The sequence below is a fragment of the Mesorhizobium sp. M0808 genome (assembly GCF_040320025.1).
Classification (GTDB): domain Bacteria; phylum Pseudomonadota; class Alphaproteobacteria; order Rhizobiales; family Rhizobiaceae; genus Mesorhizobium.
Genome location: NZ_JAMYOX010000008.1, coordinates 25,432 through 38,782, shown reverse-complemented (window position 1 = coordinate 38,782; position 13,351 = coordinate 25,432). Strand labels below are relative to the sequence as shown.

General features: G+C 62.3%; 13 protein-coding genes. 6 read left to right on the top strand and 7 right to left on the bottom strand.

The genetic code is table 11. From position 1 onward, the window contains the following. The first annotated feature begins 394 nt into the window (after positions 1-394). A complete protein-coding gene (locus tag NKI25_RS12760; RefSeq protein ID WP_352998542.1) occupies positions 395-937 on the top strand; it encodes a hypothetical protein in 543 nt (180 codons plus the stop codon). A gap of 16 nt (positions 938-953) precedes the next feature. On the opposite strand, the gene argB is transcribed toward NKI25_RS12760, so the two are convergent. Together argB and NKI25_RS12750 are read right to left on the bottom strand one after the other, a co-directional pair. Then, positions 954-1,847 (bottom strand): acetylglutamate kinase, encoded by an 894-nt coding sequence (gene argB, locus NKI25_RS12755; protein WP_023677482.1) that lies wholly within the window; start codon positions 1,845-1,847, stop codon positions 954-956. A 97-nt stretch (positions 1,848-1,944) separates the two neighbouring features. Further along, positions 1,945-3,441, bottom strand: a complete 1,497-nt coding sequence (locus NKI25_RS12750) for an amidase (protein WP_352998541.1) — start codon at positions 3,439-3,441, stop codon at positions 1,945-1,947. Positions 3,442-3,567: 126 nt separating this feature from the next. On the opposite strand from NKI25_RS12750, the gene NKI25_RS12745 reads away from it, so the two are divergent. From NKI25_RS12745 to msrB, 4 genes are all read left to right on the top strand, one after another. Then, entirely contained in the window at positions 3,568-4,107 is a 540-nt protein-coding gene (locus NKI25_RS12745) for a sigma-70 family RNA polymerase sigma factor (RefSeq protein ID WP_023677484.1), read from the top strand. Continuing rightward, a complete protein-coding gene (locus NKI25_RS12740) occupies positions 4,104-4,808 on the top strand; it encodes an anti-sigma factor (RefSeq protein ID WP_023677485.1) in 705 nt (234 codons plus the stop codon). Before NKI25_RS12745 ends, NKI25_RS12740 begins: the two co-directional genes overlap by 4 nt. 204 nt (positions 4,809-5,012) lie before the next feature. Beyond that, positions 5,013-5,570 carry a fasciclin domain-containing protein gene (locus tag NKI25_RS12735; RefSeq protein ID WP_352682581.1) on the top strand — a complete coding sequence of 186 codons (558 nt, stop codon included), beginning with the start codon at positions 5,013-5,015 and terminating at the stop codon, positions 5,568-5,570. Between the two features lie 174 nt (positions 5,571-5,744). Beyond that, on the top strand, positions 5,745-6,245 hold the full coding sequence (msrB, locus tag NKI25_RS12730) for a peptide-methionine (R)-S-oxide reductase MsrB (protein ID WP_023677487.1): 501 nt from the start codon (positions 5,745-5,747) through the stop codon (positions 6,243-6,245). Positions 6,246-6,372: 127 nt separating this feature from the next. Here the strand turns inward: msrB and NKI25_RS12725 are convergent, their stop codons facing one another. Together NKI25_RS12725 and NKI25_RS12720 are read right to left on the bottom strand one after the other, a co-directional pair. Continuing rightward, positions 6,373-7,926, bottom strand: a complete 1,554-nt coding sequence (locus NKI25_RS12725) for a DHA2 family efflux MFS transporter permease subunit (RefSeq protein WP_245274730.1) — start codon at positions 7,924-7,926, stop codon at positions 6,373-6,375. A gap of 67 nt (positions 7,927-7,993) precedes the next feature. Further along, the gene (locus NKI25_RS12720) at positions 7,994-9,163 is read right to left on the bottom strand and encodes an HlyD family secretion protein (protein ID WP_352998540.1); all 1,170 of its coding nucleotides are present in this window, start codon (positions 9,161-9,163) and stop codon (positions 7,994-7,996) included. A gap of 142 nt (positions 9,164-9,305) precedes the next feature. On the opposite strand from NKI25_RS12720, the gene NKI25_RS12715 reads away from it, so the two are divergent. Beyond that, positions 9,306-10,055 (top strand): TetR/AcrR family transcriptional regulator, encoded by a 750-nt coding sequence (locus tag NKI25_RS12715; protein WP_352769518.1) that lies wholly within the window; start codon positions 9,306-9,308, stop codon positions 10,053-10,055. 21 nt (positions 10,056-10,076) lie between these two features. On the opposite strand, the gene yihA is transcribed toward NKI25_RS12715, so the two are convergent. The 3 genes from yihA to yidC form a co-directional block, all read right to left on the bottom strand. Further along, positions 10,077-10,736, bottom strand: coding sequence for a ribosome biogenesis GTP-binding protein YihA/YsxC (gene yihA / locus NKI25_RS12710; RefSeq protein ID WP_031193748.1), 660 nt, complete (start codon positions 10,734-10,736; stop codon positions 10,077-10,079). Next, entirely contained in the window at positions 10,733-11,371 is a 639-nt protein-coding gene (locus tag NKI25_RS12705) for a CatB-related O-acetyltransferase (protein WP_352464740.1), read from the bottom strand. Before NKI25_RS12705 ends, yihA begins: the two co-directional genes overlap by 4 nt. Positions 11,372-11,515: 144 nt before the next feature. Next, positions 11,516-13,339: a membrane protein insertase YidC gene (gene yidC, locus NKI25_RS12700; RefSeq protein ID WP_352464739.1), complete on the bottom strand. Its 1,824-nt coding sequence runs from the start codon at positions 13,337-13,339 to the stop codon at positions 11,516-11,518. Between the last annotated feature and the right edge of the window lie 12 nt (positions 13,340-13,351).

The following is a 13,351-nucleotide window of genomic DNA, read 5'->3' as shown; positions in this document are numbered from 1 at the left end:
GGGGCATTAGGTTATAATATCCCCATGCCGAACTTCTTTTTCCCCATAACCTGGCTGCTCCCTGAATTCGAGGGGGATGTGTGCGGCAACGACCTCGTACGCGTGCACAAGCGCAAATGGGAGGTCCCGATCTTCGATTTGTATTCCCTCGTCGCGGAACATCATCCCATCAGGGTGCCGGCCGAGCTGATGCAAGCAAAGCGTAAATCTCGAATTTGAGACTACTGGCAGAGATTTTCCCGAGGCCGCCGATCGCATCGATGCGTACCGCGCGATGCTATACCTTCGTGGGACTTGCCCCACAGTCGCGCCGTTTGGTTGCAACACGTCGCTCAACGCTTACGCCGGCATAAACGCCCGCTCATCCGGCCATCAAGCGACAATGCACGAAGGAATGCGCGAAGGAATCACGCACGCGACCGCGCGGGTTGAGACCTGGTCGCATGAGCTATCCTTTGTATGCATCGTCGGCGAACCGGGTCAATTTACCCGAAACGTAAGTGAGGGTGTCGCCGATGGGGTCGCCCAAGATATGACAAAGTGGCTCGCTTTCGAAAAAGAGACGCCCGTACTGCGCGCGGCGCGCCGTGCCTTGGTCAAAGCCCCGCTAATCCCTGATCTGGGGAGCTCGATCCTTCATATCTGGCAGGGAATCGAAGGCCTTTTTCCATCGATAAGCACCGAGATAACGTTTCGAACATCTCTGCTGTTAGCGGAGCTACTAGCCCCGCTCAATTCCCGTTCCGTCACATATGAGGCCGCGAAAAAAAGTTATGGGGACCGCAGCAGGATTTCTCATGGTTCACAAAAGCCGGTTAGCATGGAGAATTGGGCGCGGGCTTGGTTGCTCTTACGCGACGCGCTACAAGCAATCCTGCTGCACGGAAGCATGCCAAACGAAGAGGATTTGACGCGAAGCCTGCTCAAAGACGATTGAATCCCGAGGCCGCCAATCACGGCACGATCAGCGTGCCGGCGCCGTGTTCGGTGAACAGCTCGAGCAGCACCGCATGCGGCGTCTTGCCGTTGAGGATGACGACGCCTGCGACGCCGCGCTCGATTGCCTCGATGCAGGTCTCGACTTTGGGGATCATGCCGCCCGAGACAGTGCCGTCCTTGATCAGGGCCTTGGCCTCGGCCACGGTCAACTCGTCGATCAGCTTCTTGTCCTTGTCGAGCACGCCGGGCACGTCGGTGAGGAACAGCAGGCGCGTCGCCTGGCAGGCGCCTGCGATGGCGCCGGCAAACGTGTCGGCGTTGATGTTGTAGGTATGGCCGTCGCGGCCGGGCGCCACCGGCGCCAGCACCGGGATCATTTCGGATCGTGCCAGGAGGTCGAGCAATGTGCGGTCGACCTCGACAGGTTCACCAACGAAGCCCAGGTCGAGCACCCGTTCGATGTTGGAATCCGGATCGATCATGGTCTTGCGCGCCTTTTCGGCAAACACCATGTTGCCGTCCTTGCCGCACAGCCCGATCGCCCACTCGCCCTCGGCATTGATCAGCGCGACGATCTCCTTGTTGATCGACCCGGCCAGCACCATCTCGACAATCTCGACGGTCTTCTGGTCGGTGACGCGCAAGCCGCCCTCGAATTTGGATTCGATGCCCATCTTGCTGAGCATGGCGCCGATCTGCGGCCCGCCGCCATGCACGACGATCGGGTTGACGCCGGATTGTTTCAAAAGTGCGATGTCGCGGGCGAAAGCCTTGCCGAGCGCGATGTCGCCCATCGCGTGGCCGCCATATTTCACCACGACCGTCTTGTTCTCGTAGCGCTGCATATAGGGCAGCGCCCTTGAAAGCAGCGCGGCCTGCATTTCGGCGGTGGCGGCGACATCCGTCATCGGCGTGGTTCCCAGCTTGGCATGAACGGCGGCGTCTTAGCGGGAATTGGACGAGGGGGCAAACGGCTTTGCTGTCACGATCGATCAAAATCACCGCCTATGCCGGCCGCTGCAGCGGCGCCCGTCGGCCCAGCCAGCCCGAGATCCTTTCCATCTGCGCGGCGAACGACAAAAGCGTTTCCTCGTCGCCGGGGCGGCCGGCGGCCTGGACGCCGAGCGGCAGGCCGGCATCGGTGACGTAAACCGGAAGCGTGATCGACGGTTGCCCGCTGACGTTCTGGATCGCCGGCCAGTGGGTGAACCACAGGCTCTTGTCCATCAGCTGGCCGAATAGCGGCTTGAACTTCAGCAGGCCGGCGAGGCGCAGTCTGTCCAGAACATTCTCGATGAATTCGTCGGCGCCTTTCGGGTCCATGGTGCCGCAGGCGAGCGGCGGGTGCGCGATGACAGGCATCAGCACTGCATCATAATGCGCGGTTTCGGTGATAAGCCGGCGCGAGGTTGCGTGCAGCCGCTGCAGGCCGGCATAGATTTCGCCGGCCGAGAGAATTTCACCGAACCCGCTCATCACGCGCGTGGCGCGTTCGATGTCGCCTGAGATGGAGCGGCCGACGCGCAAGGCCTCGCCACGCATCGTGCCGGCCACCGCCGCAGCGACGGTTCTGGCAAAATCGGCGATGAAATCGCGATCGATATAGGGCAGGTCGATCTCCTCGACGCTGTGTCCGCCTTCGCGCGCCAGCCCGATCGCCGCATCCAGAGCTTTCAACGTCTCTTCCGATATCGGCAGGCCGAGCGGCGATTTTCGATAGAAGGCGAGCTTGAGCTTGCCCGGATCGCGCCCGGCGGCCGCAGCGAAACTGCCTTTCGGCGGCGGTGCCGCATAGGGCGACAGTGGGTCCGGCCCGTGGGTCAGGTCGAGCAGCCGGGCCGTGTCGCGCACCGAGCGAGCCAGCGCATGGTCGACGACGAAGCCGTACCAGCTTTCGGTGACGAGCGGCGTCAAGGGCACCCGGCCGCGCGACGTCTTCAGCCCGACCAGCCCGGTACAGGCCGCAGGCACCCTGATCGAGCCGCCGCCATCCGAGGCATGCGCCACCGGCACGACGCCGGCCGCGACCAGCGCAGCCGCACCGCCTGAGGAACCGCCGGTCGTATGCGCGGTGTCCCATGGGTTGCGGGTGATGCCGAAAGCCGCCGATTCGGTCACCAGCCTCAGCCCGTGTTCGGGTGCGGTGCTGGTGGCGATCGGGATCAGGCCGGCGGCCAGATAGCGTTCCGTCATCACCGAGCTGAAATCGGGGGTGAAGGCCGGGATGCGGCTGCCGCCATGCGTCGGCACGCCCTTCATGGCGATGCCGAGGTCCTTCAGCGCAAAGGGCACTCCGGCAAACGGCAGCTTGTGGTCGACGGTTTTCGCCCGCGCCCGCGCCGCCTCATAGAGCGGTTCGGCGATGGCGTTGATCTCCGGGTGGGTGGCCTCGGCCCGGGCGATCGCCGCATCGACGAGATCTTGCGGTGTGATCTCTCCCTTGTGCACGAGTGCGGCCTGGCCGGTTGCGTCATGCTCCCACAGAACCCGCTCGATCGACATGGTCGCCCTCCCGCTCATTGCAAGCTAGCGGGCTGCGATTTCATTGGCAATCGACGCTGGCGCTGCCGGTGCGCAAGACCATTTCAGTCGTTGCAAATACATTGCAATCGCCTAATTTGGCGGCGGATGACGCCGCAGGACATCAGCAACCTGATTGTCCGGACTTCGATGAAGGACCGGGCTGCGTTCGATCTGCTCTACCGGCAGACCAGCGCGAAACTTTTCGGCGTCTGCCTTCGTGTATTGAAGGATCGGGGAGATGCAGAAGAGGCGCTTCAAGAGGTCTTCGTCAAGATATGGACGAAGGCGGACCGTTTCGCCGTTTCGGATCTGAGCCCGATCTCCTGGCTGGTGGCCATTGCGCGCAATCATGCGATCGATCGGATCAGGGCGCGGCGAGAGCCTGCCGCCTATATCGATGCCGCGCTCGACGTGGCCGATCCGGCGCCGGGGCCGGAGGCCATGGCCGTGGCGGGCGGTGAGTCCGAACGCATCTACCATTGTCTCAAGGAATTGGAGAAGGACCGGGCGGCGGCCGTCCGGGGCGCCTATCTGGATGGCAAAAGCTATGCCGAACTGGCGGAGCGCTATGGCGTACCGCTGAACACGATGCGGACCTGGCTGCGCCGCAGCCTGTTGAAACTGAGAGAATGCCTGGAAAGATGACGCTGGCTGACGACAATGGACCGGAACGTGGGGGCGACGACCTGTTCGCCGCCGAATACGTTCTTGGCGTTCTGGCCGCCGATGAACGCGAGATCGCGTCGCGCCGCATCGATGCGGACGCCGCCTTCGCGCGCCTTGTCGATGCCTGGGAGGCGCATCTTTCGCCGATGGCCGCCGCCTATCCGGAGACAGAGCCTCCGATCAGGGTCAAGGAAGCATTGGACCGCCGGCTGTTCGCTGCAGAGCCGCGCGCCGGCCTGTGGTCGAGCCTTGGCTTCTGGCGCGGTCTTGCCGCCGCCGCCATTGCGGCGCTGGCGATCTACATCGCCGTGCCTTACTTCCGCCCGTCCACCGAACCGCCGCAGGCGCGGCTTGTCGCCTCGCTGGCGGCCGAAGGCAGCGACGTCAAATATCTCGTCGTCTACGATGCCGCCCGTCACGAGGTCGGTCTTTCCCACGTTTCCGGCGAGCGGGCCGCCGGCAAGGACTTCGAGCTGTGGATGATCGAAGGCAAGAAGGCGCCGGTGTCGATGGGCGTCATCCCGGCCGGTGCGACCGCGCATTTGGCCATCCCGCCCGCCGTCCAGGAGAAATTGGCGAAAGGCGCCGTGCTTGCGGTCAGCGTTGAGCCTGCCGGCGGTTCACCGACCGGCCAGCCGACTGGACCGGTGGTCGCAGCGGGCGATCTGAAGAGCATCTGACCGCTTCTCATCTCCGGAAGCAGACCTGAAATCTATCTCCCGCGATTGAAACGCCTGCAAAGCTTGTTGGCGGCTGTCGATCCGCGCCGGGCAAATTGCAGCGACAAATATTTTTTTGCGGAGAGGACGAAACTCCAGCATTTCTATCGCGTATCTCCTTGCGTTCCCAAATGAGGGGAACGATAACCCGAGGAGATTGAAATCATGCGTAAATCCGCCACCCTTTTGCTTGCCGGAACGGTCGCCATTTCCGCGCTCGCCACCATTGCCTATGCTCAAAATCCGATGGTCGGCGGCGCCGCCATGTATGCCCAGAAAAACATCGTCGAAAATGCTGTCAACTCGAAGGACCACACGACGCTGGTCGCTGCCGTCAAGGCAGGCGGCCTGGTCGATACGCTGCAAAGCGCTGGCCCCTTCACTGTGTTCGCGCCGACCAACGAGGCCTTTGCGGCACTTCCAGCCGGCACGGTGGAGACGCTGCTCAGGCCTGAAAACAAGGACAAGCTCGTCAAGATCCTGACTTGCCATGTCATCGGCGCCAAAGCGATGGCCGCCGACGTCGCCAAGATGGTCAAGAACGACGGCGGCACCCACAAGGTCAAGACGGTCGGTGGTTGCGAACTGTCGCTCAAGGCCGACGGCGGCAAGGTCACCGTGACCGACGAGAACGGCAACGTCGCCAATGTGACGATCGCCGATGTCGAGCAGTCCAACGGCGTCATCCACGTCGTCGACAAGGTTCTCCTGCCGAAGATGTAACAAACGCACGCTGCCGGCGAAGATATCGCTAAGGGCCTCCCTGCGTACACTCCGCGCCGTTCACGCAAGATGTGGATAGGCGCGGAGTCCCGCTTTGAGGACAGCGATCGTCACCGGCTTTTGATTTCCGTGCGGCGGTCGAATTTGGCACAAGCAATGACAGGAGGAATGGCCATGAACCGTCGCGAGCTTCTTTTGAGTGGTGCGGCAGCCATTGGCGTTGTCGCAGGCGCCACCGCGCTGCGCATGGGCGGAGCCCAGGATGCACGCGCGGCTGAGACTTTCGAGGTTACCAAGACCGAAGCCGAGTGGCGCGCCATCCTGTCCGACGCGGCCTTCAATGTGCTGCGCAAGGAGGGCACGGAATACCCGGGCACCAGTCCGCTGCTCAACGAGCACCGCAAAGGCATCTTCGCTTGCGCCGGCTGCGGCCTGCCGGTCTATTCGTCAGAGACCAAGTTCGATTCCGGCACAGGCTGGCCGAGCTTCTGGCAGGAAATCCCGAATTCCGTCGGCAAGACCGTGGACAGGTCTTTGGGCATGACCCGCACGGAGGTCCATTGTCGCCGCTGCGGCGGCCATCTCGGCCACGTATTCGACGACGGTCCGCCGCCGACCGGGTTGCGACACTGCATCAATGGCGTTGCCTTGACCTTCAAGCCGGCGACGGCGTGAGGACGGCTGCGACCCTGACTTTGTCGGAGCGCGAGAGAACTTCGTAATGGTTGATTTTGCGCATGACCCCGAAAATCGCTTTTTCGGGGTCATGCGCGAGGGCGCCAGGCGGGGGATCCAGCGCGCCTCAATGGCCTCCGCCACCGCCGCCCTGAGCGGCTGGCTTGCGGATCACCAGGGTGAAGAGCCCAAGCGTCGCGAACAAAACCGTCAGCATGAAGAATACGTCCATGAACGACAGCAGCGACGCCTGCTGCTGGACCATGCCTGACAGTTTGGAGATGGCCGCCTTGGAGGCGTCGAGCCCGGCGGTCTGCTCGAAGTTGAGCGTCATGTTCTGCAGCTTCTGCTGCGCAGCGGCACTTCCCCATTGCACGTGCTCGGAGAGCCTGGCGTAGTGGAAGGCATTGCGGTCGATCAGCACGGTGTTGATGACTGCCAGGCCGACGGCGCCGCCGAGATTGCGGGTCAGGTTGAACAGGCCAGACGCATTCTTCAGCCGCTCCGGCGGCAAGGTTCCGAGCGCAATGTTGTTGATTGGCACCATGCAAAGCATCATCGAGCAGCCCCGCAGGATCTGCGGGATCAGCAGTTCATAGAAATCCCAGTCGGCGGTGAGATGCGTCATCCACCAGGTCCCCGTGGCGAAGCCGAAGAAGCCGATCATCATCATGATGCGCGGGTCCATCTTGTTCGATAGGATGCCGGAGATCGGCGCAGTGAAGAACATGGCCAGGCCGCTGACGAACAGCGCCTCGCCGATCATCATCGAATCGTAGCCGCGGATCCGCCCCAGGAACACCGGATAAAGATAGGTCAGACCGTAGAGGCCGATGCCGACGACGAAGGAGAACAGCGAGCCGAAGGCAAAATTGATATTGCTGAAAGCCCTCAGATCGACAATCGGCTCCTCGGCGGTGAACACGCGCCAGAAGAACAGCACCGCGCCGAAGGTCATGATGACGGCGCAGATGAACACCGCCTGATCCTGCAGCCAGTCGTTGTTGGGACCTTCCTCCAGCACATATTCCATGCAGCCGAGGAAGGCGGCCATGCCGGCAAGCCCCCACCAGTCGAACTTGCTGAACAGCTTGAGATTGGGTTTGTCGAAGTCGATCAGCGACCAGGCGGCCGTCGTCACCAGAATGCCGGGCACGACGTTGACCAGGAACAGCCAGTGCCAGGACATGGCATGGCTGATATAGCCGCCGACGGTCGGGCCGATGGTTGGCGCCAGCGTCGCTACCAGGCCGATCATCGGCGAGACGATGGCGCGACGCGACGGCGGGAAGATGGTGAAGGCGGCTGCAAAGACGCTCGGGATCATGCCGCCGCCGATGAAGCCCTGCACGGCGCGGTAGACGATCATCTGGTCGATATTGGTTGCGGTCGCCGCCAGCGCGCTGGCCGCGGTGAAACCTGCCGCCGAGATTGTGAACAGCACCCGCGTCGACAGCATCCGGCTGAGGAAGCCCGACAGCGGGATCATCACCACCTCGGCAATCAGATACGCCGTCTGCACCCACGGAATCTCGTCCGAACTGGCGCTCAGGCCCGCCTGGATCTCGGCCAGCGAGGCCGAGACGATCTGGATGTCCAGGATGGCCATGAACATGCCGAACACCATTGCCAGGAAGGCGATGACGCGGCGTGTCGAGATGTGGTCAACCGGCACCGGCATGGCTGGCGTCGGCGCCGATCCTGCAGTTAGGGTTGCGGTCGCCATGACCTTTGCTCCCGGTTCCGCTTTACTTCGATGCCGAAGGCGCCGTGCGGCTGTCGACGGCGACGACGACGCTCAGGCCGGCGCGCAGCTTGCCCGTCTTCAGCACATCCGCGGGCACGTCGATGCGAACCGGAACGCGCTGCACCACCTTGGTGAAATTGCCTGTGGCGTTCTCCGGCGGCAGCAGCGAGAACACTGCTCCCGAAGCCGGGGCCAGCGACGACACGGTACCCTCGATGTCCTGACCGTCGATCGCGTCGACCGACACTCTGACCTTTTCACCAGGCACCAGCCGGGCAAGCTGGGTCTCCTTGAAGTTGGCGACGATGTAGAGCTTGTCCATTGGCACGATGACGGCGAGCTTCTGTCCGGGGCTGATCAGGTCGCCCTGCTCGACCGAGCGGTTGCCGACCACGCCGTCATAGGGTGCGCGCAGCACGGTGAAGGACAGATCCCGCACCGCCTTGTCGTGGGCAAGCTGCAGCGAGGCCAGCGTGCTTGCCGATTCCGCCCGCTGCGCCTGGAGCACGCCGATATTGGCCTGAGCCGCCGCGATCTGCGCGTCGGCGCCGGCTAGTGCGGCATTGGCTTGCTCGACCGCCGTCTGGGCATCGTCCAACTGGGCCTGGGTACCGACGCGGGTCTTGAGCAACTGGGCGGCACGAACCTGAGCTCGCTTCGCATTATCGGCCGCGGCCTGGTCGGCGGTCTTCTGCGCCTGCGCCTGCTTGAGCGAGGCGCGCGCCGCCTCGGTCTGGGCATCGATGCGGTCGAGCGTCTTGCTCAACGTGGCGATCTGCGCCTCGGCCTGGGCAACGGCTATCTTGTAGTCGCCGTCATCGACGATCAGCAGCGGGTCGCCGGCCTTCACCTGCTGGTTCTCGGTCACTTTGACCTGATCGACATAACCCGAGATTTTTGGCGAGATGAACGCCGTGTCGGCCTGAACATAGGCGTCGTCGGTCGTGATCATGAAGCGCCCGTCGGTCCAGTAATCATAGCCATACCAGGCGCCGGCGCCCAGCAGGGCCAGGCCGATGATGGGCAGCAACATCGAGCGCATTGAGCGCTTCTTCTTGGCGGGAGCGACGTCGGCGGGCTTGAGAGGGGCCTCCGGCGCCTCGATCGCAGGCTGGACCTTGGCACTGGGGAAGGGGCGGACTTCGGCACTGGTGGGCGCGTTCGAGGACATGATATCTCTCTAAATTAACTGGCGCTGAATTTCGTCAGACTGAACCGTTCGGTTCGATCTCGACGTTGACTTAGCGCTTAAAGAGGCCCATATCAAGAGCAATCGAACCGGATGGTTCGAATTATTTACGAGGTGTGACATTATGGCCGAAGCCCCCAAGGCCGCTCCTTTGCCTGATTCAGGCCCATTGCCCAGCGCCGGCAAGAACCAGTGCGATCTGCTGGACAGTCTGCCGCGCGGCCGCCCGGCCGCGGGGCAAGACCCGGTCAAGCGCAGCCAGATCATCGAGGGTGCGCGCCGTGTCTTCATCGACAAGGGCTTCGAAGCCGCGTCGATGAACGACATTACGCGCGAGGCCGGCGTGTCCAAGGGCACCATCTATGTCTACTTCGCCAACAAGGAAGAGCTGTTCGAAGCGCTGATTGAGGAAGAGCGCGGCACGATTTTCAAGAACATGTATGAAGTGCTCGACCAGATTGGCGACCTTCGCCAGACGCTGGTGAAGTTCGGCGTCGTGCTGTCCATGAAGATCACTTCGGCGAGGGTCATCCTGGCGCAGCGGACGGTGATCGGCGCGTCGGAACGCATTCCGGAGCTTGGTGCCCGGTTCTACGAACGCGGCCCGAAGCGTGGCCATGACAGGGTCGTCGTTTTCCTCAACATGGCTATCGAACGCGGCCTGCTGAAGATCGACGACGTCGAGCTTGCCGCCTATCAGTTCACCGAGCTGTGTCTGGCCGGTCTTTTCCGCCAGTGCATTTTCGCCTATCGCACCAAGGCGCCAAGTGCGGCCGAGATCGAACACATCGTCAGGTCGGGCGTCGATGTGTTCCTGAAGGCCTACGGCACCGAACAGCTTGCAGAGCAGGAACGGGCCTCCAGCCCCGCCTGACCAGCCGTCGGAGTCCGTTGCCTATCCGCCGTTGGCGGCGAGCACGATCGCCGCACGCAATTCCTCGAGGCCCTCGCTCTTTTCCGACGACGTGGCGAGCACGAAGGGAAATGCCGCCGGGCGTTTCTTGATCTTCTGGAGCGTTTCCTCGATCAGCCGCGGTACCCCCGCCGCTTTGATCTTGTCGGTCTTGGTCAGCACGATCTGATACGACACCGCCGCCTTGTCGAGCAGCGACAGCACCTCGTCGTCCTTGGCCTTGATGCCGTGGCGGGCATCGATCAGCACGTAGACGCGCTTCAGCGTCACCCGGCCCTTGAGATAGTCGAAGACGAGCTTCGTCCACTCGTCGACCTTTTCCTTCGGCGCAGTGGCGTAGCCATAGCCTGGCATGTCGACCAGCGCCATCGGCGGCAGATCGGCGCCTTCTCCCGAAAATCCGCCAGGCACGAAATAGTTGAGCTCTTGCGTCCGGCCCGGCGTGTTGGAGGTGCGCGCCAGCCCCTTCTGGTTGACCAGCGCGTTGATCAGCGACGATTTGCCGACATTGGAGCGGCCGGCAAAGGCGATCTCGGGTGGACCCTCCGGCGGCAGGAATTTCATCGCCGGCACGCCGCGGATGAAGATCCAGGCTCGCGTGAACAATTCGATGCCGATCGTGGTCTTGTTCAACGCGTTCAAACCGCTGCCTCCAGAAGAAAAATGTTGCTGCCACGAATGGCATCGAGATTGCGGCTGATCTTTTCCACCGGCCAGTGCCACCACGCCAGCGCCAGCAGCCGCCGGATGGTCCTGTCGTCGAAGCGCATCTTCACCACTTTGGCCGGATTACCGGCGACGATCGCATAGTCTGGCACATCGTGCGTCACCACCGACTTTGCCGCGACGATGGCGCCGTCGCCGATCTTCACGCCCGGCAACGTCACCGCTTCCATGCCGATCCAGACGTCGTTGCCGACGATTGTATCGCCGCGCACCTCCTTCGACCATGTCGCCGGGTCGAAGCCTTCCTCCCAGCCATGGCCGAAGATATTGAACGGATAGGTCGAAAAGCCGGACATGGCGTGATTGGCGCCGTTCATGATGAAGCGCGCGCCTTCGGCAATGGCGCAGAACTTGCCGATGATCAGCCTGTCGCCGATGAACGGATAATGATGCAGCACGCATTTTTCGGAGAATTTGTCGGGTCCGTCAGGGTCGTCATAATAGGTGAAGTCGCCGATCTCGATATTCGGCGCCGTCACCAGCGGTTTCAGAAAGCCGACGCGCGTGTGCAACGGGATCGGATGCTTGATCGATGGATTGGGTCCGGTCATATCGAGCTCCGTCGAGCAACTGCCAGGCAGGTCAAAATAGCGCGATCCGTCCGGCAGTACCAATCGCTTAATCCAGGCGGGCAGCTTGTGCAAAAAGCCCCGGACGAACCGGGGCTTTTTGGTCTCGCATCGTCGGAGCGCCGGCTATTCCGCCGGCGACGGTTTCTTGCGGAACAGCGCGACCAGATTGTCCCACAATTCGATCTTGGCGCCTTGCCGCTTCATGATCACGCCCTGCTGCAGGATCGACAGCGTGTTGTTCCAGGCCCAGTAGATGACGAGGCCGGCCGGAAAACCCGCCATCATGAAGGTGAAGATCACGGGCATCCAGGTGAAGATCGCCGCCTGCGTCGGGTCCGGCGGCGTCGGGTTCATGCGCATCTGCAGGAACATCGTCACGCCCATGATCAGCGGCCAGACGCCGATCATCAGCATGTGCGGCAAGGTAACGGGGATCAGCCCGAACAGGTTGAAAATCGATGTCGGGTCCGGCGCCGCCAGATCCTGGATCCAGCCGAAGAACGGCGCGTGCCGCATCTCGATGGTGATGTAGAGCACCTTGTAGAGCGAGAAGAACACCGGGATCTGCAATGCCACCGGCCAGCAGCCGGCGAGCGGATTGATCTTCTCGGTCTTGTAGAGCTCCATCATCGCCTGCTGCTGCTTCATCTTGTCGTCCGCGTATTTCTCGCGGATCTCGAGCATCTTGGGCTGCACCTTCTTCATGTTCGCCATCGACGCATAGGACTTGTTGGCAAGCGGGAAGAACAGCGCCTTGACGATGACGGTGGTGGCGAGGATCGCCAGACCGAAATTGCCGAAGAATTTGTAAAGCGTGTCGATCAGCCAGAACATCGGCTTGGTGATGAAATAGAACCAGCCCCAGTCGATCAGGAGGTCGAACTGACGGATATGACGGTCCTTTTCATAGGCGTTGATCGTCGAAACTTCCTTGGCGCCGGCGAATATCTCCGACTCCACGGTCGTCGATTGCCCGGGAGCGATTGTGACCGGATCGGACAGGAAATCGGACTGGTAGCTGTGCGGATGGGGCCCGCTTTTGAACTCGAAATAAGAGAATTTGGGCTGAAATTCGCGGCCGCCAGGCGGCACCAGGGTCACCGCCCAATATTTATCGGTGATGCCTAGCCAGCCGTCGGTCGACTTGCCTGGCTTGTATTCCTTGTCCGATTCGACGCTGGAGTATTTGTATTCCTGCAGGCCCTCGCTTCCGGTAACGCCGATCAGGCCCTCGTGCAGCACATAGGTGCTGGCGATAGCCGGCTTGTCGAAACGGGTGACGCGGCCATAGTTCGACAGCGTCGCGGGCGCCGAGCCGCCGTTCTGGACCGTGTCGGACACGGTGAACATATACTGGGCGTCGACCGAGAAGGTCCGTTTGAAGGTCAGGCCCTTGTCGTTGGTGAAGGTCAGTGTCACCGGCGTCGCCGGTGTCAGCGTCGCATTGCCGTCGGTCTGCCAGACGGTGTCGGGACCCGGCAGCCTGCCCACATCCGGCGTGCCGGAAAAACCAATCTCGGCGAAATAGCCGTTCGGCAGGGACGCCGGGTTGAGCAACGCGATCTCGGGCGAGGTCTTGTCGACCGTCTCCCTGTAATGCTTGAGCTTGAGATCGTCGAGACGTGCGCCGGTGAGGTTGATCGAGCCTTCGAGGCTCGGCGTGTCGATCTTGACGCGCTTGGTCGAGGCGATCGCCTGGTCGCGGCTAGCCGCGGTGACGGCTTCGCCGCCAGGCGCGCTCGGAATGGCGCCGGGCTGCACCGGTGTTTCGCTGGCGCCCGGACTGGTGCCTTGGGCGGCCTTCTTCTGCTCCGCCACGCGCTGCTCTTCGATGCGGGCGGCTTCGCGCTGCATCTCGCTGCGCGGCATCACATAGAAATATTGCCAAAGCGCCAGGATCAGCACCGACAGTGCGATGGTGATGAAGAAGTTGCGGTTGTTTTCCATCGAAGCCCTTGG

Coding starts and splice junctions, on each gene's coding strand:
- argB (WP_023677482.1), bottom strand. CDS start 1,847: ATGACGGATGTCGCCGCCACCGCCGAAATGCAGGCCGCGCTGCTTTCA.
- NKI25_RS12720 (WP_352998540.1), bottom strand. CDS start 9,163: ATGTCCTCGAACGCGCCCACCAGTGCCGAAGTCCGCCCCTTCCCCAGT.
- NKI25_RS12760 (WP_352998542.1), top strand. CDS start 395: ATGCGCGAAGGAATCACGCACGCGACCGCGCGGGTTGAGACCTGGTCG.
- NKI25_RS12705 (WP_352464740.1), bottom strand. CDS start 11,371: ATGACCGGACCCAATCCATCGATCAAGCATCCGATCCCGTTGCACACG.
- NKI25_RS12740 (WP_023677485.1), top strand. CDS start 4,104: ATGACGCTGGCTGACGACAATGGACCGGAACGTGGGGGCGACGACCTG.
- NKI25_RS12715 (WP_352769518.1), top strand. CDS start 9,306: ATGGCCGAAGCCCCCAAGGCCGCTCCTTTGCCTGATTCAGGCCCATTG.
- yidC (WP_352464739.1), bottom strand. CDS start 13,339: ATGGAAAACAACCGCAACTTCTTCATCACCATCGCACTGTCGGTGCTG.
- msrB (WP_023677487.1), top strand. CDS start 5,745: ATGAACCGTCGCGAGCTTCTTTTGAGTGGTGCGGCAGCCATTGGCGTT.
- NKI25_RS12725 (WP_245274730.1), bottom strand. CDS start 7,926: ATGCCGGTGCCGGTTGACCACATCTCGACACGCCGCGTCATCGCCTTC.
- NKI25_RS12750 (WP_352998541.1), bottom strand. CDS start 3,441: ATGTCGATCGAGCGGGTTCTGTGGGAGCATGACGCAACCGGCCAGGCC.
- NKI25_RS12735 (WP_352682581.1), top strand. CDS start 5,013: ATGCGTAAATCCGCCACCCTTTTGCTTGCCGGAACGGTCGCCATTTCC.
- NKI25_RS12745 (WP_023677484.1), top strand. CDS start 3,568: ATGACGCCGCAGGACATCAGCAACCTGATTGTCCGGACTTCGATGAAG.